The organism is Streptomyces parvus (assembly GCF_014648875.1).
GTDB lineage: Bacteria > Actinomycetota > Actinomycetes > Streptomycetales > Streptomycetaceae > Streptomyces > Streptomyces parvus.
Genome location: NZ_BMRY01000004.1, coordinates 396,024 through 419,262 on the forward strand (window position 1 = coordinate 396,024; position 23,239 = coordinate 419,262).

19 protein-coding genes and 3 pseudogenes are annotated in these 23,239 nt (G+C 71.8%); 7 read left to right on the top strand and 15 right to left on the bottom strand.

The features are described 5' to 3' along the window. Positions 1 to 4 precede the first annotated feature (4 nt). Both IE140_RS15300 and IE140_RS15305 read right to left on the bottom strand, forming a co-directional pair. A complete protein-coding gene (locus tag IE140_RS15300) occupies positions 5 to 1,396 on the bottom strand; it encodes an FAD-dependent oxidoreductase (protein WP_150197888.1) in 1,392 nt (463 codons plus the stop codon). Between the two features lie 66 nt (positions 1,397 to 1,462). Then, complete coding sequence (locus IE140_RS15305) at positions 1,463 to 2,437, bottom strand: DUF4349 domain-containing protein (RefSeq protein ID WP_150197890.1); 975 nt, start codon at positions 2,435 to 2,437, stop codon at positions 1,463 to 1,465. A 126-nt stretch (positions 2,438 to 2,563) separates the two neighbouring features. Here IE140_RS15305 and hemG point away from each other — a divergent pair, with 126 nt between their 5' ends. Beyond that, on the top strand, positions 2,564 to 4,027 hold the full coding sequence (hemG, locus tag IE140_RS15310; RefSeq protein WP_150197891.1) for a protoporphyrinogen oxidase: 1,464 nt from the start codon (positions 2,564 to 2,566) through the stop codon (positions 4,025 to 4,027). A 4-nt stretch (positions 4,028 to 4,031) separates the two neighbouring features. After that, positions 4,032 to 4,760: a hydrogen peroxide-dependent heme synthase gene (hemQ, locus tag IE140_RS15315; protein ID WP_006128414.1), complete on the top strand. Its 729-nt coding sequence runs from the start codon at positions 4,032 to 4,034 to the stop codon at positions 4,758 to 4,760. Between the two features lie 156 nt (positions 4,761 to 4,916). On the opposite strand, the gene IE140_RS15320 is transcribed toward hemQ, so the two are convergent. The 5 genes from IE140_RS15320 to IE140_RS15340 form a co-directional block, all read right to left on the bottom strand. Beyond that, the gene (locus tag IE140_RS15320) at positions 4,917 to 6,479 is read right to left on the bottom strand and encodes an alpha/beta hydrolase (RefSeq protein ID WP_150197893.1); all 1,563 of its coding nucleotides are present in this window, start codon (positions 6,477 to 6,479) and stop codon (positions 4,917 to 4,919) included. A 149-nt stretch (positions 6,480 to 6,628) separates the two neighbouring features. After that, the gene (locus tag IE140_RS15325; protein WP_189460449.1) at positions 6,629 to 7,666 is read right to left on the bottom strand and encodes a TIGR04222 domain-containing membrane protein; all 1,038 of its coding nucleotides are present in this window, start codon (positions 7,664 to 7,666) and stop codon (positions 6,629 to 6,631) included. A gap of 5 nt (positions 7,667 to 7,671) precedes the next feature. After that, positions 7,672 to 9,000, bottom strand: coding sequence for an MbnB/TglH/ChrH family RiPP precursor modification enzyme (locus tag IE140_RS15330; RefSeq protein ID WP_150196946.1), 1,329 nt, complete (start codon positions 8,998 to 9,000; stop codon positions 7,672 to 7,674). Positions 9,001 to 9,121: 121 nt separating this feature from the next. Next, entirely contained in the window at positions 9,122 to 9,868 is a 747-nt protein-coding gene (locus tag IE140_RS15335) for a DUF4142 domain-containing protein (RefSeq protein WP_176725693.1), read from the bottom strand. Positions 9,869 to 10,069: 201 nt separating this feature from the next. Continuing rightward, entirely contained in the window at positions 10,070 to 10,798 is a 729-nt protein-coding gene (locus tag IE140_RS15340; RefSeq protein ID WP_150196945.1) for a peptidyl-tRNA hydrolase, read from the bottom strand. A 71-nt stretch (positions 10,799 to 10,869) separates the two neighbouring features. Between IE140_RS15340 and IE140_RS15345 the strand changes: the two genes are divergently transcribed. From IE140_RS15345 to IE140_RS15360, 4 genes are read left to right on the top strand one after another with little or no spacing between them, the layout of a single operon-like run. After that, on the top strand, positions 10,870 to 11,544 hold the full coding sequence (locus IE140_RS15345) for an AIM24 family protein (protein WP_032777597.1): 675 nt from the start codon (positions 10,870 to 10,872) through the stop codon (positions 11,542 to 11,544). A 50-nt stretch (positions 11,545 to 11,594) separates the two neighbouring features. After that, positions 11,595 to 12,464, top strand: coding sequence for an ABC transporter ATP-binding protein (locus IE140_RS15350; RefSeq protein ID WP_150196948.1), 870 nt, complete (start codon positions 11,595 to 11,597; stop codon positions 12,462 to 12,464). After that, on the top strand, positions 12,461 to 13,129 hold the full coding sequence (locus IE140_RS15355; RefSeq protein ID WP_150196944.1) for an ABC transporter: 669 nt from the start codon (positions 12,461 to 12,463) through the stop codon (positions 13,127 to 13,129). The genes IE140_RS15350 and IE140_RS15355 overlap by 4 nt, the downstream gene beginning before the upstream one ends. A gap of 8 nt (positions 13,130 to 13,137) precedes the next feature. After that, positions 13,138 to 13,335: a hypothetical protein gene (locus IE140_RS15360; RefSeq protein WP_373296165.1), complete on the top strand. Its 198-nt coding sequence runs from the start codon at positions 13,138 to 13,140 to the stop codon at positions 13,333 to 13,335. A gap of 108 nt (positions 13,336 to 13,443) precedes the next feature. On the opposite strand, the pseudogene IE140_RS15365 reads toward IE140_RS15360, so the two are convergent. From IE140_RS15365 to IE140_RS15385, 6 genes and pseudogenes are all read right to left on the bottom strand, one after another. Then, a pseudogene (locus IE140_RS15365) lies at positions 13,444 to 13,692 on the bottom strand (transposase); the annotation flags it as partial. Between the two features lie 283 nt (positions 13,693 to 13,975). Continuing rightward, positions 13,976 to 15,653: pseudogene (locus IE140_RS15370) on the bottom strand (AfsR/SARP family transcriptional regulator); the annotation flags it as partial. Between the two features lie 357 nt (positions 15,654 to 16,010). Next, positions 16,011 to 16,220, bottom strand: a pseudogene (locus IE140_RS36600) (helix-turn-helix domain-containing protein); the annotation flags it as partial. 12 nt (positions 16,221 to 16,232) lie between these two features. Then, positions 16,233 to 16,490 carry a hypothetical protein gene (locus IE140_RS15375; RefSeq protein WP_093442257.1) on the bottom strand — a complete coding sequence of 86 codons (258 nt, stop codon included), beginning with the start codon at positions 16,488 to 16,490 and terminating at the stop codon, positions 16,233 to 16,235. Positions 16,491 to 17,253: 763 nt separating this feature from the next. Then, on the bottom strand, positions 17,254 to 17,883 hold the full coding sequence (locus IE140_RS15380) for a class I SAM-dependent methyltransferase (RefSeq protein ID WP_093442255.1): 630 nt from the start codon (positions 17,881 to 17,883) through the stop codon (positions 17,254 to 17,256). Between the two features lie 517 nt (positions 17,884 to 18,400). Continuing rightward, entirely contained in the window at positions 18,401 to 19,762 is a 1,362-nt protein-coding gene (locus IE140_RS15385; RefSeq protein ID WP_229826803.1) for an MFS transporter, read from the bottom strand. Between the two features lie 89 nt (positions 19,763 to 19,851). Between IE140_RS15385 and IE140_RS15390 the strand changes: the two genes are divergently transcribed. Further along, on the top strand, positions 19,852 to 20,832 hold the full coding sequence (locus IE140_RS15390) for an ArsR/SmtB family transcription factor (RefSeq protein ID WP_150196942.1): 981 nt from the start codon (positions 19,852 to 19,854) through the stop codon (positions 20,830 to 20,832). A gap of 26 nt (positions 20,833 to 20,858) precedes the next feature. On the opposite strand, the gene IE140_RS15395 is transcribed toward IE140_RS15390, so the two are convergent. Together IE140_RS15395 and IE140_RS15400 are read right to left on the bottom strand one after the other, a co-directional pair. Then, a complete protein-coding gene (locus IE140_RS15395) occupies positions 20,859 to 21,587 on the bottom strand; it encodes a polysaccharide deacetylase family protein (protein ID WP_150196941.1) in 729 nt (242 codons plus the stop codon). A gap of 263 nt (positions 21,588 to 21,850) precedes the next feature. Next, entirely contained in the window at positions 21,851 to 23,224 is a 1,374-nt protein-coding gene (locus IE140_RS15400; RefSeq protein WP_150196020.1) for an alkaline phosphatase PhoX, read from the bottom strand. Between the last annotated feature and the right edge of the window lie 15 nt (positions 23,225 to 23,239).

The following is a 23,239-nucleotide window of genomic DNA, read 5'->3' on the forward strand; positions in this document are numbered from 1 at the left end:
CCCGTCAGTTTCCCGCGCCCCGCACCGCCGCCACCGTCTTGCGGGCGGCCACCAGCACCGGGTCCCAGACCGGCGAGAACGGCGGGGCGTAGCCGAGGTCGAGCGCCGTCATCTGCTCCACCGTCATCCCGGCCGTCAGCGCCACCGCCGCCACGTCCACCCGCTTCGCCGACCCCTCGCGGCCCACGATCTGCACCCCGAGCAGCCGGCCCGTCCGCAGCTCCGCGATCATCTTCACCGTCATCGGCTTCGCCCCCGGGTAGTACCCCGCCCGCTGCGTCGACTCGATCGTCGCCGTGACAAAGCGCAGCCCCACCGCGCGGGCGTCCTTCTCCCGCAGCCCGGTCCGGGCGATCTCCAGGTCGCAGACCTTGCTCACCGCCGTACCGACCACACCCGGGAACGTGCCGTAGCCGCCCCCGACGTTGGAACCGATCACCTGGCCGTGCTTGTTGGCGTGGGTGCCCAGCGCGATGTGCCGGGTGCGGCCCGCCACCAGGTCCAGGACCTCCACGCAGTCGCCGCCCGCCCAGATGTTGTCGTGGCCCACGACCCGCATCGCCAGGTCCGTCAGCAGCCCGCCGTGCGGCCCCACGGGCAGCCCCGCCTCGCGCGCCAGGACCGTCTCCGGCTCCACCCCGATACCGAGGACCACCACGTCCGCCGGATACGTCCCCGCCTCCGTCACCACCTCGGTGACCCGGCCGTCGCGGTCCGTGAGGATCTTCGTCACGGCCGCCCCGTTGACCGTCGTGATGCCAAGACCGTCCATCGCGTCGTGGACGAGCCGCCCCATGTCCGCGTCGAGCGTCGCCATCGGCTGCTCGCCCCGGTTGAGGACGGTCACCTCGAAGCCGCGCTTGAGCATCGCCTCGGCCATCTCCACGCCGATGTACCCCGCGCCCACCACGACCGCCCGCCGGGGCCCCTCGCCGGACCGCAGCGCGTCCAGCGAGTCCAGGAGCGCCTGCCCGTCGTCCAGGGTCTGCACCCCGTGCACCCCGGCCGCGTCCATCCCCGGCAGCGCCGGGCGCACCGGACGGGCCCCGGTGGCGATCACCAGCTTGTCGAAGCCCGTCCAGTACGTATTCCCGCTCTCCCGGTCCAGCGCCTTCACCCGCTGCCCGGCCACGTCCAGCTCGGTGACCTCGGTCCGCATCCGCAGATCGATGTCCCGCTCGCGGTGCTCCCCGGGGGTGCGGGCGATCAGGTCGTCGCGCTCCTCCACGTCACCGCCCACCCAGTACGGGATGCCGCAGGCGGAGTACGAGGTGAAGTGGCCGCGCTCGAAGGCGACGATCTCCAGCGCGTCCCGCCCCTTCAGCCTGCGGGCCTGTGACGCGGCGGACATGCCCGCCGCGTCACCGCCGATGACCACCAGTCGCTCCGTTGCCATGCCGGGTCCCTTCCGCCGGTTCGCCGCACCGGCGAATCAGGCCCCACGCTACGACGCCGGAGCGGTTCAGGAGGCCGAGGCGCCGTCCTCCCCGGCCGGGGCCGCCGGGGCGGGCCGACGGGCCGCCCCGCGCTTCCGCAGCACCCGCCACACCACGACCGCCAGGGCCGCCGTGAGCAGGAACGGGAACGCGGCGCCGAACGCCACCGCGATCCACCGCAGCATCGTCACGAACGCGTCCCAGCCGCCGCCCAGCGCGTCCAGGAACCCGGGGTCCTCGTCCTTCGGCCCGTCGTCGCCCGGGGCGTCCGGAGGCGTCAGGTCCAGCGTGATCGTCGCCAGCGAGGTGCGGTCCTTCAGGCTCGCCTGCTGGGCCAGCAGCGACTCCAGATCGGACTGACGGCTGCTCAGCTCGCCCTCCAGGGCCACCACATCGCTGATCTTCTCCGCCTGGTCCATCAGCTCCCGCACCCGCGCCACACTCGCGCGCTGGGTGGAGATCCGGCTCTCCACGTCGACCACCTGGTCGGTGACGTCCTTCGCGTTCGAGGTGCGCGACAGCAGCTTCCCGGAACCCGCCAGCTCCCGCAGCACCTCCTGGAACCGCTCCTGCGGCACCCGCAGCACCAGGTGCGAGGTCTCGTAGGTGTCGTCGAGCCGCTCGGTGTTCTCCGTCGCGACCAGACCCCCCGCGCTCTCCACCACACCGCGCGCGGCGGCCACGGCCCTCGGGACGCTCTTCACCTCGACGGAGAGCGTGGCCGTACGGATCACATGGGTGCCCTCCGCCTTCGGCGCCGCCTTCTTCGCGGCCGCCTTGTCGTCCGCCTGCTCCTCGGGAGCGGCGGAGGCCGCCGCCCCTCCGTCCTCGTCCGCGAACCCCTCGCGCGGCGCGGACTTCACGTCCGCCTTCGCGTTGCTCCCCGACGAGTCGCCCGACGCCCCGCAGCCGGCGACGGCGAGCAGGACGCCGAGCGTCCCGGCCACGAGCACCGCACGTGCGCGGACGAAGGATCGCCCGCTCTTCTTCTCACTACCCATAACCGGTCCCCCCAGGACGTTCGTTGATGGTGTCCGTTCGACGCGGCGACTTCCGGACCGGTTGCCGGACGGCGGTTTCGAAGTGGTCACGGCGGGGACTCGGATCGGGTTTGAGAGAGTGGACCCATGCAGCGTTCTCAACAGCGTGCGGAAACGCCCCCGGGGCACGTCGTCGTCATCGGCGGCGGCATCGCCGGTCTGGCGGCCGCCCACCGCCTGGTCGCCACCGGCCTGCGGGTCACCCTCCTGGAGGCGACGGACCGGCTCGGCGGCAAGCTCATGACCGGCGAGATCGCGGGCGTCCAGGTCGACCTGGGGGCCGAGTCGATGCTCGCCCGGCGACCCGAGGCGGTCGCGCTTGCCGAGGCGGTGGGCCTCGGCGACCGGCTCCAGCCGCCCGCCACCGCCACCGCGTCGCTCTGGACGCGCGACGCGCTGCGCCCCATGCCGAAGGGCCACGTCATGGGCGTCCCCGGCGACCCGGCGGTCCTCGGCGAGGTGCTGTCCCCCGAGGGCCTGGCCCGGATCGCCGAGGAGCGCGACCTCACCCCGACGCCCGTCGGCGACGACGTCGCGGTCGGCGCGTACGTCGCCGACCGGCTCGGCCGCGAGGTCGTGGACCGGCTGGTGGAGCCCCTCCTCGGCGGGGTCTACGCGGGCGACGCCTACCGGATCTCGATGCGCGCCGCCGTACCCCAGCTCTTCGAGGCCGTGAAGGAGGGCGGCCCGCTGCTGGACGGCGTCCGCCGCATCCAGGAGCGGGCCGCAGCCCGGCAGCAGACCGGCCCCGTCTTCCAGGGCATCGCGGGCGGCATCGGTACCCTCCCAGCAGCCGTCGGCGACGCCGTACGGGCCCAGGGCGGCGACATCCTCACCGAGACCCCCGTCCTCGGCCTGACCCGTACGGAAACGGGCTGGGCCGTCCGCACCGACACCCGGACCATCGCCGCCGACGGCATCGTCCTCGCCACCCCCGCCTGGTCGGCCGGCACCCTGCTGGCCGCCGAGTCCCCGGCCGCCTCCGCCGAGCTGTCCGGCGTCGAGTACGCCTCGATGGCCCTGGTCACCCTCGCCTTCCGGCGCACCGACATCGAGGCCTACGAAGCCCTGCGCGGCCGCTCCGGCTTTCTCGTGCCGCCGGTCGACGGGCACACGATCAAGGCGTCCACGTTCTCCAGCAACAAGTGGCAGTGGGTCGCCGACGCCGCCCCCGACCTGTTCGTGCTCCGCACCTCCGTCGGCCGCTACGGCGAGGAGGACCACCTCCACCGCGAGGACGAGGAACTCGTCGCCGTCTCCCTGCGCGACCTCGCCGCCGCCACCGGCCTCACCGCCCGGCCCGTCGACACCGAGGTCACCCGCTGGATCGGCGGCCTGCCGCAGTACCCGGTCGGCCATCTGACCCGGGTCGCCCGCATCCGCGACGAGGTCGCCAAGCTGCCCGCCCTGCGGGTCTGCGGCGCGGTCTACGACGGGGTGGGCATCCCCGCCTGCATCGCGAGCGCGCACCGCGCGGCCGACGAGATCGCGAGCGAGATCATCGCCACGCCGACCCTGGTTCGGGGCACGGGGAGCGAGGCGGGACAATAGCCGTATGAGTGCTCCCGAGACTGTGACATCAAGCAAGAGTCCGAACGCCGGCAAGAAGGCCAAGGACCTCAACGAGGTCATCCGCTACACCCTGTGGTCGGTCTTCAAACTCCGCGACGTCCTCCCCCTGGACCGCGCGGGATACGCCGACGAGGTGCAGGAGCTGTTCGACCAGCTCGCGGCCAAGGACATCACCGTCCGGGGCACCTACGACCTGTCCGGGCTGCGGGCCGACGCGGACATCATGATCTGGTGGCACGCCGAGACCTCGGACCAGCTCCAGGACGCGTACAACCTCTTCAGGCGCACCAAGCTCGGCCGCGCGCTCGACCCGGTCTGGTCGAACATGGCGCTGCACCGCCCCGCCGAGTTCAACAAGTCGCACATCCCGGCGTTCCTCGCCGACGAGACGCCCCGCGACTACATCAGCGTCTACCCCTTCGTCCGGTCCTACGACTGGTACCTGCTGCCCGACGAGGACCGCCGCCGCATGCTCGCGGACCACGGCAAGATGGCCCGGGGCTACCCGGACGTCCGCGCCAACACCGTCGCCTCGTTCTCGCTCGGCGACTACGAGTGGATCCTCGCCTTCGAGGCGGACGAGCTGTACCGCATCGTCGACCTGATGCGCCACCTGCGCGCCTCCGAGGCACGGCTCCACGTGCGCGAGGAGGTCCCGTTCTACACGGGCCGCAGGAAGAGCGTCGCAGACCTGGTGGCCGGGCTCGCATAGCCAGCGAGTCCCGCACCACCCCAACCCGGAAGATCAGAGAGTCGGGCACCGGGCACCGATCGTGCCGTCCGCCTCTCCAGCGACACCGGGTTCGGCTTCGGGGGCCGTCGCACCGTCACGGTGCGGCGGCCCCCGCTCCGTACGCCCGCCGGAGGGTCAGTCCAGCGACACCGGGTTCGGCTCCGGGTGCGCGGCGCAGTCCGCACCCCGCCCCGGCACCTCACCGGTCAGCAGGTACCGGCGCAGATGATCGTCGACGCAGGTGTTCCCCGCCCCGCCGATGCCGTGCGTCCCCGCGTCCCGCTCGGTCACCAGCGACGAACCGGGCAGCCGCTTCCGCAGCTCCAGCGCCCCCTTGTACGGGGTCGCCGCGTCCCGCTCCGCCGCCAGGATCAGCGTGGGCGGCAGCTCGCCCCACCCCACGCGGACGTCCAGCGGCCGCTGCCGGGGAGCGGACCAGAAGGCGCACGGCAGGTTCGAGAAGGCGTTGTCCCAGGTCTCGAAGGGAGCCACGCGCGCCAGCTCCGTGTGGTCGCGGTCCCAGACCTCGAAGTCCTCGGGCCAGGGCGCGTCGTTGCACTCGACGGCCGTGTACACCGCCTGGGCGTTCTCGTTGTCCTTCGCCGCCACCGCGCGCGGGGACGCCTGCGCGACCAACGGCTCCGGGTTGCCCCGGACGTACTCCGACAGTGCCGTCGCCCGCATCGCCCAGTAGTCGTCGTAGTAGCCGGCCCCCAGGAACGCCGAGTGCAGCTGCCCCGGCCCGACCTTGCCGCCCGCGGGCTTCACCGCCAGCTCGGCGCGCACCTCGTCGTAGCGCTCCTGCACCGCTTCCGGCGTGGTCCCCAGGTGGTACACGTCGTCGTGCTTGGCGACCCAGCGGCGGAAGTCCTCCCAGCGCGCTTCAAAGGCCAGCGACTGGCCCATGTTAAAGCGGTACCAGATCTGCTCCGGGTCCGGGTCGACCGCCGAGTCGAAGACCATGCGCCGTACGTGGGAGGGGAACAGCGTCGCGTACAGCGCCCCGAAGTACGTCCCGTACGACGCCCCCATGAACGTCAGCCGGCTCTCGCCGAGCGCGGCCCGCAGCACGTCCAGGTCGCGGGCGTTGTTGAGCGAGGTGTAGTGGCGCAGCGTCTCGCCCGCGTGCTCCGCGCAGCCCCGCGCGTACGCCTTGGCACGGGCGACGCGCCGCTCCTTGTACTCCTGGGTCGGATGCGTCGGCGCGTCGGTCGGGCCCTTCGTGTACGCGGAAGGGTCCTGGCAACTCAGCGGGGCGGAGGAGCCGTTCACTCCGCGCGGGGCGTATCCGACCAGGTCGTACGCCTCGGCGATCTCCTTCCACTCCGGCAGCTCCCCGGCCAGCGGGAAGGTGATGCTGGAGGCGCCGGGGCCGCCCGGGTTGTAGACGAACGCGCCCTGCCGCTCCTTCGCCGGACCGGTGGCGGGCGTCCGGCTGACGGTCAGTTCGAGCTGCCGCCCGTCCGGATCCGCGTAGTCGAGGGGCACCTTCACCGTGCCGCACTTCAGGGAGTCCGGGAGCATCTCCTCCTCGGGGCAGGCGGCGAAGTCGATCCCGGCGGCCGTGGCCCGGGCGGCGGCGGTCGCGGTGCCCCGGGCCTCGGCGGAACCGGGGCGGTCCCAGGCTCCCGCCGGAGCGGCGGCGAGGGCGGTCAGGACCAGGGAGCCGATCGATGTGTAGAGCGCAGCAGTTCTCACGCGCGGGGGCCTCTCTGCGGATGCGGAGAGGGATGGTCGGGCGGTGGGGCGGACATGTCCAGTACCGCCCCGGAATGTCTCCGGATTCCACCCTGATGGACGCTCAAGAACCGTACGTACGCGCCCGATTCAGGTCACGGGAGACCGGTTCAGGAGCCCCCGCCCCCACAGCTGGATCCGCCGCCCCCGCCCCCACAGCTGGAGCCACTGGAGCTGCCGCAACTCGACCCGCTGCCGCCGCCGCACCCGGACCCCGAGGAGCACCCGGATCCGCCGCCGCAGCTCGACCCGGAGCCGCCCCCGGTCGACCCGCCGCAACTGGAGCCGCCGGGACCGGACGCGGCGCACCAGACCGTCGCCACGCCGACGGCGGTGACACCCGTCGCCGTGGACCCGGTGAGGCGCCGCCCGGAGGACCGCCGACGCGGCGCGCCCAGCCGTGCCGCGGCCATCAACCGGGCCTGGAACACCGGGTCCGGCAGGGCGCGCAGGCCCAGGGTGGCGACGAGGTGGGCGGGGGTCACCACGTGGGCGTAGGCGGCCCGGAACGACTGGGCGGCGTGGCGCCCCGACGCCGTGAGGCGGCCCGCGGAGGAGTTGGCGACGATCAGCCCGGTGAACGAGCCGATCACGATCGCGGGCAGCATCTTCATGATGAACGGGACCGAGAAGTCCAGGGAGTCGTCCGTGATGAACTGGACGAACGTCAGGAACAGGCTGAGCGGCAGGGCGAACAGGCACGCGATCCCCTGGGTCAGGCCCCACCGCCGCAGCGGGCGGAGCCGGTGGGGCGCCACCAGCAGCCCGCGCGCCGCGAGCCCGTCGCCGACCTCCTGGACCGCCGGGTGCCGCATCACCGCTTCCCGCAGGACGTGCAGGGCGCCGTTCGGTGCGGCGGCCAGAGCCTCGAACACCGCGCGCTCCACCGGGTCGTTCGCCTGCGACCGCTGTACGGCGACGATGCCGGGGCCGGCCACCGCCAGCCGGCCGTCCGCGTGCAGGGCGGTCAGGGCGGTGTCCACGACCCTTGCCGGACCGCCGTTCAGGAACGCGACCTCGTACAGGTCGTGAAGGGCGACGCCGGGGCCCGGGGAGGGGCGTCGGGACCGCTCGGCCACCGCTCGGGCGACAAGCAGCACCGACGAGACGACGACCGCCAGGGTCGCCAGCAGAGCGAGCGTGTTCATGGCGGTCACTTCCCCACGAGGACGGCACGGGCCGCCCGGACCAGACGGGTCGTACGGCGCGGGGGCCGGGAGCCCGACCGGTCCTGCCACCAGTGCGTCAGCCGGCGCCGCGCCGCCGGATCGGCGGGACCGCCCGTGATGAGCACATGCTCCGCGAAGTCCAGGGCGTCGCGGCGGTAGCCCCCGGACATGGGGCGGCTCCCGGCGTACGCGAGGAACGCGGCACGGTAGCCGTCGCCGAGGATCTCCGGCAGCTCGGGGGCCACCTTGGCGACGACGTCGGCGCGCTTGGCGGCCAGCGCCCGGCTCTGCACCCGCAGCCGCCGGTGGTCGAAGCCCTCGGGGGCCGGGGTCCCGGCGACCAGGGCGGAGAGCAGTGCGGTCTGTGCGACGGCGGTACGGTCACGGGTGGCGGCGGACACAGGGGCGGGTGCGGCCGTACGGCCTTCGGCGCCCGCGGTGCCGCCGGGCGCGGGAGCGGTACCCCGGTCCGGCCCCGGGCCCGCCGAGGGTGCCGCCCTCCGCAGCGTCGCCCGGATCGCGTCCAGTTCGCCCGCCAGCTCCGCGCCCGGCGGGAAGGCGTCGTCCCGCTCCAGCAGCACGCCGGGCGGATCGACCCGGGAGCGCAGCTCGGCCAGCACGTCCAGTACGGGTCCGGACACCGGGTGGGCGTGGGTGTCGTGCCAGACGCCGTTCTTCTCGACCCCGCCCGCCACATGGACGTACGCGATGGCCTCCACCGGCAGTTCGTCCAGCGCCTTCGCCGGGTCCTGGCCGAGGTTGACGTGGTTGGTGTGCAGATTGGCCACGTCGATCAGCAGCCGCACCCCGGTCCGCTCGACCAGCTCCGCCAGGAACTGTCCCTCGGTGAGCTCCTCGTCGGGCCAGGTGATCAGCGCGGCGATGTTCTCCAGGGCGAGCGGCACCGGCAGCGAGTCCTGCGCGATCCGCACGTTCTCGCAGAGCACGTCCAGCGCGTCCCAGGTGCGGGGCACCGGCAGCAGGTGCCCCGCCTCCAGCCTCGGCGACGCGGTCAGCGCCCCCCCGGCCCGCACGAACGCGATGTGCTCGGTCACCAGGGGCGCCCCCAGCAGCTCGGCGCGCGCCGCGAGAGCGGCGAGCCGGTCGGGGTCGGGCCGGTCCGCGCCGCCGAGGCCGAGCGCCACCCCGTGCGGCACGACGGTCACCCCGCGCTCGCGCAGCCGTACCAGCGAGTCCGGGAGGTGGTCGGCGCAGAGGTTCTCCGCGACCGCCTCCACCCAGTCGATCCCGCTCAGCGCCTCCACCTCGGCCGCGATCTCCGGCCGCCAGCCGATACCGATGCCCAGTTCCATGGTGCCCCCGTCCCCCTGCTCACCTCGTTCTGTTCAGGGGTCATGGCCCCGTCGCGTGGCGATGAACCCGACCGGTGGGACGTTCAGAGCTTCATTTGAGGTTCCGGACCCGCCGCCGTCGTTACGGCATCGGCATCACCGTGGGCGGCACCGGGCGTGAGGTGAAGGACTGGTCACCGGTCGGTGTCGCCGGCACCGGAGCCAGCGGGGCCTGGCCGTCGCGGGGCATCGACGGACCGGAAGGACTGGCCGTCGATCCGCTCGCCGCTTCGCGCGCCAGGGCGTCGAAGTCGACGAGCCCGGTGGCCTCCAGCATGGTGATGTGGTCCAGCACGGTCTGGTTGGCGTCGCTCGCCAGCTGCCGGATCAGCGTGTTCCGGGTGGTGTGGCGGACCTGGCCGATCAGGCCGAAGACCTTGCCGTGGGCGGCGCGCAGGATGTTGGCGAACTTCCGCTCGTACGCGTCCCCGCTCGCCGCCGTCAGCTCCCGCAGCCACTCCTGCTGCTGGGTGGTCGGCTGGTTGGGCAGCTCCACCCCGAGCTTCGCCGCGACGTCCCGGGCCCGCCGGTCCAGGTCCGTGTGCCCGACGACGAGATGGTCGCCGGCGGCCTTCGTCGCCTCGCTGGGGGCCCGTTCGATCGCCTGCTGCCCGGCGGGCAGCTCCCACAGCCCGGCGAGCCGTACCTTGACCAGGAAGTCCCGGTCGGTGGCGGAGAGCGGCCCCCACTGCGTGGCGACACTGGAGGCGTTGAGGTTCGCCTCGCCGGTGCCCGAACGGTCGGCGTAGGACCAGACGGGGAAGGCGAGCGCGCCGAGTGTGGCGACCAGTGCCGCGATGATGAGGGCCGTGCCATTGATGCGTCGCAACAAGGTGTCTCCCGGGCCGAGGCGTGACAGCGTCGATCGAACAGGCGTCAATCAACCGCCAATCGACTGGCTGTGCAGGCTACTTGGCGGTAATGCCGATAGGGCAGTACCGGGAGATACGTAGGAGGAACGAGAAGCGTTCAGCGCGTGGGCGATGGGGTCGCGGCTCCGCGACGGGGCCCTCGGTGGCCGCCGTCCCGTTCAGCGGCGCAGCGCCGGGTGGTCGGCGATCACCGTGCAGGAGCCCGGGGCGATCTCGGTGAACCCCGCGTCGCGCACCACCGGCAGCCCGCTCGCCGTCAGCTCCCGCCAGCGCTCCGCCCCGGGGGTGGCCACGGAGAGCGGGAAGCCGGCCTCGCGCCAGGCCTTGCGCTCGGTCGCGGACAGTTCCCACCAGGCGAGCTGAGCCCCGTGCCCGGCCTGGGCCATCGTCTTGCCCGCCGACATGTCGACATCGGGGTTCAGCCACAGGACCGGGCCCGAGAGATCGGGCGCGGCGGGCGGCTCGGGGTCGTCCAGGTCCGTGCCCGACACCTGGAGCTTGGCGAGCTCCTTGGGCCAGCCGTCCAGCGGGATCGGCGGGAACACCCGTACCTCGGCGCCGTCCTCGCCGGTCACCGTGATGCCGTCGAGTGCCGCCGCCTTGCGCCACTCCGCACCGCGCGCCCGGCGCACGACCTTGCGGATCCGGGCGTCCTGCCAGTCCCGCATCGCCTCCGCCCACTCGCCGTCGCCGAGGGACCGCTCGTCGGAGAGGATCGTCAGCACCGCCCGGGCGGCGGCCCGCAGCGCGTCGGTGCGGGCGGGCGGGTCCGTCTTCTCCAGATGGAGCACCAGGGGCAGCACGAACTGCGGTGCCTGGTCGCGGTCGGTCGGGCCGCTGCGGAACGGGCTCCCGGAGGCGGGGGAGGGGGTGTCATGGCTGGTCACCGTCCCAGTCTGCCAGGCGGACGAGGTCACCTGCTTGGCGGAACGACCGGGTCCGGGTGAGGATGCTCCGCATGAAGAGCGATCTCTTTTCCAGTGAGCACATGGCCCAGCCGGCGACCGCCCCGGGTATGACCCTGCAGAACGCGAAATCCATCAAGTACGCCGTCAACGGGGAGATGCACGCCCGGCAGGGCTCGATGATCGCCTTCCGCGGCAACCTCCAGTTCGAGCGCAAGGGCCAGGGCATCGGCGGCATGCTCAAGCGCGCCGTCACCGGTGAGGGCCTCGCGCTGATGGCCGTCCGGGGCCAGGGCGAGGCCTGGTTCGCGCACGAGGCGGCGAACTGTTTCATCGTGGAACTGGACCAGGGCGACTCGATCACCATCAACGGCCGCAACGTCCTGTGCTTCGACCCCACGCTCTCCTACGAGATCAAGACCGTGAAGGGCGCCGGAATGGTCGGCGGCGGCCTCTTCAACAGCGTCTTCACGGGCTACGGCAAGCTCGGCCTGATGTGCGAGGGCACCCCGATCGTGATCCCCGTGACGGCCGCCCAGCCGGTGTACGTGGACACGGACGCGGTCGTCGGCTGGAGCCAGCAGCTCACCACCAGCCTGAACCGCTCCCAGAGCGTCGGTTCGATGGTCCGCGGCGGCTCCGGTGAGGCCGTCCAGCTGATGCTCCAGGGCGAGGGCTTCGTCATCGTCCGGCCCAGCGAGGCCCGGCCCGAGAAGACCTCCAACTGAGCCTGCACCTGTGGGGCGTGGGCCACCGCCACAGCCCCGCCGGCCGCTGGGTGCTGCGCGGAATCGACCTCGCCCTGCCCGCACGGGCCCTCGTCCGAGTCGAGGGCGGCAACGGCACGGGCAAGTCGACCCTGTTACGGCTGCTCGCCGGGATCGAGGCCCCCGCCGAGGGGCGGATCACCGGCCGCCCGGCCCGCACGGCGTACGTCCCCGAGCGCTTCCCGGCCGCGCTGCCCCTCACCGCCACCGGCTACCTCGTCCACCTCGGCCGGATCCACGGACTGCGGACCGCCGAGGCGAAGCGGCGGGCGGGGGAGTGGCTAACCCGGTTCGGGGCGGCGGAGCACGCCCGTACCCCGCTCGCCGAACTCTCCAAGGGCACCAGTCAGAAGGTCGCCGTGGCCCAGGCGCTGCTTGCCGCACCGGACCTGCTGGTCCTGGACGAGGCATGGACCGGGCTCGACACCGCAGCCCGCACCGAACTCGACCGTGCCGTGGCCGAACGCGTCGCGGCCGGCGCCACCGTCGTCTTCGTCGACCACGACCCGCGACGCCTCGCCGGGGCGGCGGACCTCACCCTGCGGACGGGGGACGGCGGGGTCCACCGGGCGACAGCTACGCCGGACACCGCCCCCCTGCCCGGCCCCCGCACCCTGATCGAGGCCGAGGGCCCGCCCGGTGCGCCGCTGCCCCAGGACCTCCCGGGCGACCCGCTCCGCGAACGAGGGACGGGAACGGCCCCCGACCTCGTAGGCTTCACCGTCCCGACGCCGTACTCCGACGCTCTGCTGACGGCCCTGCTGACGGCCCGTCCGCCGTGGCACATCCGGCGGGTGGCGCCTGTCGACACACCTGAGCGGCCTGGTCCGCCCGAGCCGATACGGCCGTCCGAACAGCCCGAGGTGTCCGAGACGTCATGACCGCCCTCCTCCGCTATCAGGCCGCCCTGCTCGCCCGCTCCCAGCGCTGGCTTGCGCCCCTCCTGCTGTACGTGGCCGTCCTCGCCGTCGGCGTGCAGAGCGGGCAGCCCGTGCTGGGCTCGCTCGGTTTCGCGGCCGCCGCCCTGCTGCCCGTCACCGCGTGGGCCGTCCACCTCTGTGTCGGCCAGGATCCGCCCGCCGCCCGGGCGGTCGCCTCGGCCGCCGCCGGACCCCGACGGGTCCACCTGGCCGCGCTGCTCACCGCCACCGGCTGCGCGGCGGTGCTCGCCGGAGTGACCACCGCGGTGGTCCTGCTCGTCAGCAGCCCGGCCACCGACAACGGCACCCAGGCCGTCCCCCGGCCGGCCGCCGCGCTCGCCGGAGTGCTCGCGGCCCTGTGCTGCGTGCTGCTCGGCGCGGCCGTGGGGGCGCTCAGCACCCGCCCGGTGCTGCGCCGCCGTGGCTGGTCGGTAGCGGCGGCCGTGCTCGGCTCGCTCCTCGCGCTCGTGACCACCGGCTCCCCGGCGCGGTACGCGGTCACCGCCCTGGTCACCGGATCGCGGACCGGGACGTTCGACCCGCCCGTGCTGGCGTCGCTCGGCGCTGTGACGCTCGCCGGGGCAGCGGGGTTCGTCGTCTGCCGGCTCGCCGCCCGGCGCGGCTGAGTAGGCTCGTGGACGTGGACGACACCTACTGCGAGCCCCCGGAACGGACAGCACCCGCCCGGCCTGCCGGAACCGCCGAAGGCCCTCCGTACGCCGAATGCGTGCTGTGCCGCGAGCCGACCGAGTACCCGGAGTCGACGAAGGGCGCCACGCTCTGCCCGGTCTGCGCCTGGCAGGAGGCGGGCCGGACGGCGTGTTCCGGCTAGGTCCTGTCGTCAAACTGCCGTCTGCCGCTTGAGTGCGGCTTCCTCGGTCGTCGCGGTGCAGACGGGCTCGAGCACGTACTTGGCACCCTCGCCACCGTCTCCAGCTCACAGCCCGAGAATGTTCCGCCGGCCCTCGGCCGTGACAGCCAGGGCCACGTAGGTCGGCCCGTTCGCCACCGCGCCGTCGCGGATCTTCACGTGGATCGCATCGATGAAGACCACCGGATGGACGGCGCCGAGGGGCCTGTTCTGCCACTCGGCCTTGCCCTCGAGGACCTTGTCGGTGATCGTGGAGATCGTCTGGCGCGACACCTCGGCGCCATGGACCTCGGACAGGTGAGCCTGGACCTCGCCGGTCAGCTGCAGGCCTCGGCCCGCGCCCTGGAGTGATGCTGCGTGGGGGGTGCCTGTGCCTCCCCAGGACGGCCGTCTGCCTCAGCGAGGAACAGGGGGCGGCGCGCCGTTCAAGTCGCAGTCCTGGCGTAGAGCCAGGCAAGGTCGTGCAGCCGGTATCTTCCAGACTCCAGGGGGACGCAGATCCCGGCGTTCGCAAGATCCTCGAGGATCTTCTCCGCTTCGGTGGCGCTGCTGTTGAGCAGGGTCCTCACGCTCTCCACGGAGACCACCGGGGTGGAACGTGTTCCAAGCGCTCTGAATACCTGGGCCTGAACGAAGGTGAGTTGTCGATAGCTCAGGTCGAGGGTGGCTCTGACCGCCAAGTCTCCAACCTGCAACTCGTCCAGACGTTGCCGCTCGTCGGCGAGCTTGCCTGCCAGGTCAGAGATGGACCAGTTACGGCGGGCAGCGAGTCGGGAGCCGGCGATACGGATGGCGAGCGGCAGAAAGCCGCAGGCGGCGAGCACGTCGAGGGCGGCTTCGAGCTCGGCTTGGACGCGTTCTGCCCCGACAATCCTTGCGAAGAGCTGGAAAGCTTCTTCCGAGGACATCACGTCCAGGTCCACCAGATGCGCCCCGGCCAGGTCCACCATCCGCACCCGGCTCGTCACCAGCGCCGCGCACCCCGGCGTACCGGGCAGCAACGGGCGGATCTGCGCCGCGTCATGGGCGTTGTCCAGGAGGATCAGGATGCGGCGGCCGTCCAGCGTCGAGCGGTACAGCGCCGCCCGCTCGTCCAGCGTGTCCGGGATCGCCGAGTCCGCCGTACCGAGAGCGCGCAGGAACGAGGCGAGCACCGTCTCCGGCTCGGCCGCCCGTGCCCCCGTGCCCTGGAGGTCGACGTACAGCTGCCCGTCCGGGAAGTGCGGACGAATCCGGTGCGCCACGTGGACGGCGAGCGTGGTCTTGCCGACACCGCCGATCCCGGCCAGCGCGGAGACCGGCATGGCCGAATTCCCTGCGGTGGCCAGCTGCTCGCCGAGTTCCCGTGCGGAGGAGTGCCGGCCGGTGAAGTCGGGCACGGTGGCCGGGAGCTGCGCGGGGCGAAATGGGGTTGGCGCGGGCGCCGGTTCGTCCGCCGGGCGGGCCAGCTCCTCGTCCGCGCGCAGGATCCGCTGCTGGAGCTGGGCCAGTTCGGGGCGCGGGTCCACGCCCAGCTCCTCCGCGAGGAGGCGGCGGGTGTCCGCGTAGACCGCGAGCGCCTCCGCCTGCCGGCCGCTCCGGTACAGCGCCAGCATCAGCAGCTCCCGCAGCCGCTCCCGCAGCGGGTACGCCGCAGTGAGCGCGGTCAGCTCGGAGACCGCCTCCGCGTGGCAGCCGACCTCCAGGTCCAGATCGAGCCGCGTCTCGGTGAGCTGGAGCCGCCACTCCTCCAGCCGGGTCCGCTGGTTGTCCGCGTACGGACCTGGAACGGAAGACAGTGCCTCGCCGTCCCACAGGCCCAGCACCTTGTTGATCAGCGTCCGGGCCTGGAGCCGATCACCGCCGGCGCGCGCCTTCTCCGCCTCGAACGCCAGATCCTGCGCCAGCGTGAGGTCCAGATTTCCGCGCCCGATCCGGAGCGCGTAACCTCCGGATTCGCTCACCAGGGCCTCTTCACCCAGGATCTTGCGCAGCCGCGAAGCGTACGTCCGGATCGTGGCCAGCGCCTGCGAGGGCGGGTCCTCGCCCCAGAACGCGTCGATCAGCTCGCCCGCGGTGACCGTCCGCCCCTCACGCAGCAGCAGCGCGGCGAGCAGTGCGCGCTGCTGCGGCGAGCCTGACGAGAGCAGCTCGGAGCCGCGCCATGCTCGCACGGGCCCCAGGACAGTAAACCTGAGGGCGCTGACGGCCTCAGGATCCCTGGTGATGCGTCGCTCTGATACCGATGGCCTGATTGCGGGTTCTGCTGGTGGAGCCGTCCGTTCAGGGAGTGCCGTCATGGGTGTGGCCCGGTTCAGGACTCGTCTCCAGGCGTCGACCCACAGAGGTTGCTCCTGTTCGGGGACGTCGCAGGCTGTGAGAAAGCCGATCAGCTGGCTTTCGTCGCGCGGCACTGTCTGCCCCTGCACAATGCGGTGAGCCGTACTGTGCGGCAACTTTCCCCATTGGCCCGCCCGTTCTTCCATGCTACGCACGGCTGGTCGCCCGGCCTTGACGTAGAGACCGTGCAAGCCGGCCTTCAGCTGGCTGAGCCCACTGACGTACACAGGGCTGGGTATGGCACGCCCGGCGACGGCGCCGTAGTACTCGCCCGCGCGCGCCTGTTTCCAGAGCTCCAGGGCTTTGGGGACAGGCGCGTCGCAGGCGCGCGCATACGCCTCGACAGCCCGAGCGCTGGGCACCTGGTTGCCCGATGCCGCACGCTGAAGCGTCGTGGCGTGGCAGCCGGATCGCTGCGCCAGCTGTGCATACGACCAACCCCCTGCCGCGCGGTGATCGCGCAGCCAGCACGCCAAGCGTTCCAAAGCCTTGTTGGACGTGACGATCGGCTTCTCTCTGCGTCCCACGAGCGTCGTTGCCTACGGCGCTGAGATCGCGTGCAGAACTCGCTTGCTCAGGGCAGCGGGACGGAATCCGCGCAGGACCAGGAGCGCAGTCGTGGATACCAGGAGAGCACCGGCCAATACCGTCAGCGTCGCAAACCCGCCCGCCTCATAACGCTCCATCACGCACGCAAGAACCGCGATGACGATGATGACCACAGCATCGGGTGCAGTGAGCTGGCCGCGGGGGGTGCCGTGCACGACGCACCGCGTCGCATGGGTCGTTCGGGGCATGACAGGCCTCCTGAGATCACCGCCCCGCACATTGCTTGCAGGGCGTGTTACGGGCTCCAAGGTTTTCGCTCAACTGGTGTTTGCCGACACCGAGATGGGCTCTCGCATCTTGGCACCGCCCTCCAGCTCCGGGACAGACCATCAGACTGATTGATGCGTTGGTGTCCATGAAGCAGAGCGACATCATCAATCACGGCAGACGGCGATCCGGTCCATGAGCTGCGCTCAAGCCTCTCTTAGTGATCATGAAGTCGCTTGCGCTCCCGGTAGATGCGCGTTTATCTCATTCCGCCTGCTTTCCCGCTCTCTCCAGGAGCGCTGGTGGCAGATGGATGAGGGCGCTGTATCCCATCTGACCTGGCCAACGGCTGCTGACGGGAACGCAGCTGAGGGCCTGGGTGGACGGGTTCGGCCAGTTCAGCAAACGTTTTGCGGTGCAAGGGAAGGTATGTGGGTCGGATTCGTCCGACGCCACCTGAGCGTTGCGGGCTCCACCCAGCGGCCAGGAATCTCGTGGTTACACGTTGCCGCGTTAACCACCCAGGATCGGCACTCATCGAGTGCCGATCCTGCATGTCGTGAGCTACTCCGTCGCCTGCCGCTGCGATGCAGCATCTGTCGCTGCCTCGTGACCGAGCCCCATATGGCGATTCGTGCAAGCCTTTCCAGGGCCTGTCTGACAATTCCCGTCGGATCAGCGAGCGTCCGTCGAGCCGGCAGTCCGAATATGCGCCGGCACCTGGCGGGTAATGCCAGGCAGGCCCTACGGGCGGCGGGCCAGCAGGTGGGCGTCGAGGAAACCCCGTTCAGAGGCCGGATCGTGGAGCAGCCGGGCGAAGGGATCGAGCCCGGCATCGCCCAGCAGTTCGGCGAGGCTATCCGCCGGCCAGCTGTAGGCGGGCGCCACTTTGTGGTTGAAGCGGACCGGTTCTTGTCCGTCGGTCCCGAAGAAGGAGACCAGAAGCAGGCCATTCGGCGCCAGAACGCGTGCCTGTTCGGCGAGCAGCTCCGGCAGCTCACGCGGAGGGGTGTGGATCATCGAGTAGTGGGCCAGTACGCCGCCGAGCGCGCCGTTCTCGATCGGGAGGGATTCCATCCGCGCCTCTTGGAAGCTCAGCGCCGGATGGGCCCGCCGGGCGTGATCGACCATGCCGGGGGCAAGGTCGAGTCCGAAGGCGTCCAGGCCCAGTTCGTGCAGCATGGCTGTCAGATGTCCGGGCCCGCACCCGACGTCCGCTGCCCGCGGGTTGCCTGTCGCGCGCACCAGTTCGGCGAAGGTGCCGATCATGGCCCGGGAGAAAGGCTGTGTCTCCAGCCGGTCTGCGAACAGCGAAGCGTACAGCTCGACGACACCGTCGTAGGCCGTCCTGGTCTCGTCCTGATGATTTGCCACGGGCAGGACTCTATAGCCGGTCTGATAATTGATCTTGTGGCAGGCCGAGGTGAGTTGACGGATGCGGCATGGGGGCGAAAGCTGGATCGACTTACGCCGACCATCCGGCATCAGACCCCGCAGACAGCACGCACCCCACCGCAGCTGATCCCGCCGCGGCAACGACTTGAGCACATCCACCGAACTCCGCCAACTCGCCCCGGGGTCGCTCGACATCCCGGCTTCACACCACGAAGACACCCACCGCCAGGCAAGATCACTCAAGGCAACGAAGCCGTACGAGGCGGATTCTTGGAGGTGTGATGGCTCATGCGATCTGAGCACTGTGTGACCAGGAACCACATCGAGGTGTGGCATCAGCGTGTGCTGCCGTCGGGGCCGGAGCGGATCGGATTCGGCACGGTGCTTCTCGGTTCACTGCTGCCGATCCTGGTCTGGTCTGGAATCGCGTGCTTCGTGTACTTCGTCTACAACCCGCTCCCGGCGGCAGTCCTGGGCGGGGTCTTCACGCTGTCGCTCATCGTGGGGTTCGGGCTGCGCCGCAGGGCGAAGCATTCGGTTCGCTGTAGCGTCTACGGGGCGCTGGGCGGAGTGCTCGACAAGTCCATGGCCGGGTTCTGAGGCGTCGAGGTACGGGGCAGACGGCCGGGTGCCAGGTGAGAATCCAGCCGGCCGTGAGCACCACCGCGCCGCCCGCCAAGGCGACCGCGCCGCCTGTTCCCGTGCCTGCCGCGGCCGCCGTGCCCAGGCAGACCGGTCCAACACCCTGGAGCGTCATGCTGCCGGAGCCGAGCAGGCCGAAGGCCTGGCCTTGGCCGTCGTGCGGCAGGGCGTCCAGGAACGGGCGTTGCAGGCCGAGACCGTAGGCGTATCCGAGACCGCTGATCAGCAGCAGGCAGGACGAGACGCCCACCCCGGGCTCGGCGGCGAAGCCGATCAGGGGCAGCCCCGCCAGCGCTACCAACGGGACTACCAGTCGTTCCCGGGTGCGTGGCCGCAGGAACCGGCCCACCAGCAGGTCGCCAACCAGCATGCCGACCGGAAGACAGCCCATCAGCACTGCGTACCAGCCGGGCGCGAATCGGCGTTCTCCCGCGTAGGCGACGATGAGACCTTCCGCGCCCGCGACGAGCGCGACGGGCAGCCACTGGGCCAGCATCAGCCGTCGCACCGTACGTCCGCGCAGCAGCAGGACCGCGCTCTGAAGGCTGGCACGGACGGCCCCGCCGTCGCCCCCGGCGCTGCCGGGTGTGCCGCCGGACTCTCCCGGCTGCAGCCGGGGCAGCCGGATGCGGATGGCGAGCGCACAGCCGAGGTAGAGGACGGCACTGACCGCGAGCGCCCGGCGTGGGCCGAGTGCCGCGACGGCCGCACCGCCCAGCGCCAGGCCGAACAACTGCGCGCCCGCACTGGCGATGTTGCTCAGCGAACGGCCCAGTACGTAGGCGTCGCCCTCCAGCGACTGCGCGACCAGCCGGCTCGACGCACCGTGAAACACCGGTGTCGCGAGAGAGACCAGCGCCACGACACCGAGGCTCGCCGCGACCGGCATGCGCACCACCGCGAGCAGCAGGGCGGTGGCGCACGTCAGGGCGTAGCCGCCGGTGATGAGCGCACGGGGCGGCAGGCGGTCGGCCAGTGAGCCCAGCAACAGCGAGCCGAACAACTGAGGGATGAAGCCGATGCCGAAGGCCACCGCACTCAGCAGGGCGGAGCCGGTGGACGAGAAGACCAGCACCGAGAACGTGGTGATCCGCAGCGCGTCCGCGGTGATCGCGACGGCGCGGGTCGAGAAGAGCAGCCGGAATCGCGGCTCGGCCAACACCTCGCGGTAGGTGGCACGCTGGTCGACCTGTGTGGGCTCGGCGGTTGGGGGCATGACGCCCAACCTCGCCGTCGCCCATGTCACTGACCAATGATTCGTCGCTGGACGAATCGGAACGGACGTCCCGGCGGTAGCCTGGCCAGGTGCTGCGCTTCGAAGTCTCCGTCGAGGACCTGCTGCGCAGCCGCTTCGCACTGTCGCCCGCGATGGACCTCTGCTTCCTGCTGCGCTCGCTCGCCGGCCGAGACCCTGTGTTGCCGCGAGCCTGGGCCGCCCGGCTCCTGCCGGCCTTTGAACGGCTTCGCCGGGAGACCGAACTGAACGCCGTCCTCGCCCTGCACAGCCCGCAGGGCGGACCGAACTTCGTCGCGCCGCCCCCACGCGGCCTCCAACAGACCTGGGCGGACGACCTGGCCATGATCCGGGCCACGCCGCTGGAAGCCGCCCGCCATGAATTCGCCACCACCGTTACCGGGGCGCCCGCCCGTGATGCTCGCGTGCGCGCGGTGCTGGACTCTCCGGACGCCGTCTCCAGGGTCGCCGAGGCGATGGACCGGGCGTGGCGCGAGCTGCTCGCCCCGGACTGGCCGCAACTGCGCGCGATCTGCGAGCGGGACGTCGTGCACCGGGTGGGCGTGATCGGCGAACACGGGTGGGCCACGACCATCGAGAGCCTGCACCCGAGCATCGCCTGGCAGGCCGGCGGGATCGGCATCGGCCACTTTCCCCAAGTGGGAACGGTCCGCCTCGTCGGCGACGGGCTCCTGTTGATCCCGTCGGTCTTCGTCAGGAACATCGCCGCCCACACGGAAGACCCCTGGCCCCGGACCCTGATCTATCGCGCCCGCGGCACCGCCGCCCTGTGGGGCGAACAGGAGGACGTTCCCCGACCGGACGCGCTGACCGCTCTGGTCGGCCGGTCCCGGGCCCGGCTGCTGTTGGCGCTGGGTGCCCCGGCCAGCACCAGTCACCTCGCCCGAAGCCTCGCCATGGCTCCCGGTGCGGTAGGCGACCACCTCGCCATCCTGCGCAGCTCGGGGCTGCTCGTCCGCGCCCGGTCCGGGCGGTCGGTGCTCTACCGGCGCACCCCGCTCGGCGAGGCGCTGGTCGCGGGTTCGGGCTGAGGGCCCGGCCCGGGCACGGACTGCGTCTACGCGCCGTCCTCCATCAGCTCCGACACCTTCACGAACCGGTACCCGCGCTCGCGCAGCTCCGGGACGATCCGGCGTACCGCCGCCTCGGTGGCCGGGGCCGCGCTGCGCGTGCAGTGCATGACCACGAGCGAGCCCGGCCGGACCCCGTCCAGCACCTGCTCGGCGACCGCGTCCGCGTCCGTGGCGAAGGCGTCGCCGCTGACCACGTCCCACTGGACTGCCGTCACGTTCGCCGGCGCCAGGGCGCGCAGCGCCGTGTCGTCGTAGCAGCCGCCGGGGAAGCGGAAGTACGGCACCACGTTCCGCACCCCCGCCTTCCGGAACGCGGTGAAGGCGCGTTCGACGTCGTGGGTCATCGCGCTCTTCGCGACCACCGGCAGCCCGTAGCAGGGGGAGCTGAACGCGTGGTGGCTGTAGGAGTGGTTGGCGACCTCGAACAGGGGGTCGGTGCCGATGGCCTTCGCCTGGGCCGGGTACTCCTCGGCCCAGCGGCCGGTCATGAAGACCGTGGAGGGCACCTTCAGCCGGCGCAACAGCGCGACCAGCTCCGGATTGTCGAACCGCTCGCCCGAGGCGGCCCGGGGGCCCTGATCGGCCGTCATGTCGGCGTCGAACGTGAGCGCCACGACCTTCTCCGCCGAGCCGCCGCCCGCGCCGCCGCCCGCGCCCCCTCCCGTCGTTCTCCGTTCGAAGACCGGGGTGCGGCCCGCAGGGCCGGGGGCCATCGTCGGCGGCTTCTTCGGAGTGGGGGAGGCCGAGGCCGCGGCCGGGGGTGGGGGAGCGGGTGCGGGGGACTCGCCCCCGCACCCGGTCAGGACGGTGCCGGTCACCACCCCCGCGACCGCCAGAACCGTCGCCTGCCGTGCCTGCCGTGCCTTCCGGGGCTTCCTCGTCTTCCGTGCAGCAGTGATCACTCACGGAAAATATCCGACAATGCGGTCATATTGACTGAAGGCGCTCCGAAGGCGGGAGCCAGGAAGGGGCTACCTCAGCACCACGGCCCCGTCACCGCGAACGTCGTCCCCGGCGTGTAGCAGTTCACGTACATCGTCGAGCCGTCCGGCGAGAACGTCACCCCCGCGAACTCGCCCCACTCCGGCTCCTCCGGTGTCCCGATGTTCTGCCGCCCGCGCGCCATCGCGTACACCTCGCCGCGCCGGGTCACCCCGAGCACGTGCTGCGCGCCGCCGCCGTCCTCGCAGACCATCAGTCCGCCGTCGGCCGCCAGGCAGATGTTGTCGGGGGACTCGCCGGGCAGTTGGATGTCGGTGTCCGGGCCGAAGATCACCACCAGGGTCAGCCGGCGCTTCTTCGGCTCGTAGCGCCACACCTGGCCGTAGTGATCGCCCGCCGAGCCCTCGTCGCGGCGGGCGAAGCTGGAGACGAAGTAGACGGATGAGCCGCCCCAGTAGCAGCCCTCCAGCTTCTGGGCGTGGGTGATGCCCTTCGGCCCGAAGTCCTGGAGCCGGATCGGGGTCTCCCTCGCCAGCGGGTCCGGCACGGGGACCCATTCGATCCGGTCGAAGCTCGTGCCGGTCTCCTGGACGACCGAGAGGTCCGGCACGCCCGGCACCCGCATCGCCTCCAGTTCCCCGCCCGCCCGGAGCGAACCGGTGCCGCCGAGCGGCTTCTCGGGCAGGAAGCGGTAGAACAGCCCGAACGGCTTGTCGAACGCGTCCTCCGTCTCGTACACGATCCCCGACTTCGGGTCGACGGCGATCGCCTCGTGCTGGAACCGGCCCATCGCGGTCAGCGGGACGGCCCCGGTGCGGCGCGGATCGGCGCCGTCCACCTCGAAGATGAAGCCGTGGTCCTTGGTGTACCCGTTGGTCCCGGCCTTGTCCTCGTTCTCCTCGCAGGTCAGCCAGGTGCGCCAAGGGGTGGGCCCGCCCGCGCAGTTGACCGCCGTACCCGCGATGGCGACGCGTTCGCCGAGCACCTTGTTGCGGCCGTCCAGCTCCAGCGACGTACAGCCGCCCTTGGCCGCCGGGTCGTACGTCAGCCCCTCAATCGTCGGCACGCCGATCTCGGCCGTGTGCCGGTTCTCGTGATTGCGGACCAGGTGGATCCGCCCGTTGCGGCCCCGCAGGGCCGCCATGCCGTCGTGGTTGCCCGGCACCGGGCCCTCGCCGGAACGCAGCGGCTCGCCCTCCCGGGACAGCACCCGGTAGCGGAATCCTTTCGGCAGGTCGAGCAGGCCGTCCGGATCGGGGACGAGGGGGCCGTAACCGTTGTGGCCGCGCGCGGCTGCCGTGCCGGCGAAGAGTTCGGAGAAGGCCCCCGTGAAGGCGATCGCTGCGGCTGCGCCGCTGCCTGCCAGGACCTGACGTCGGGTTGCGGTGGTGCGGGGTGCGGTTGACATGAGGTGACTCCCTGT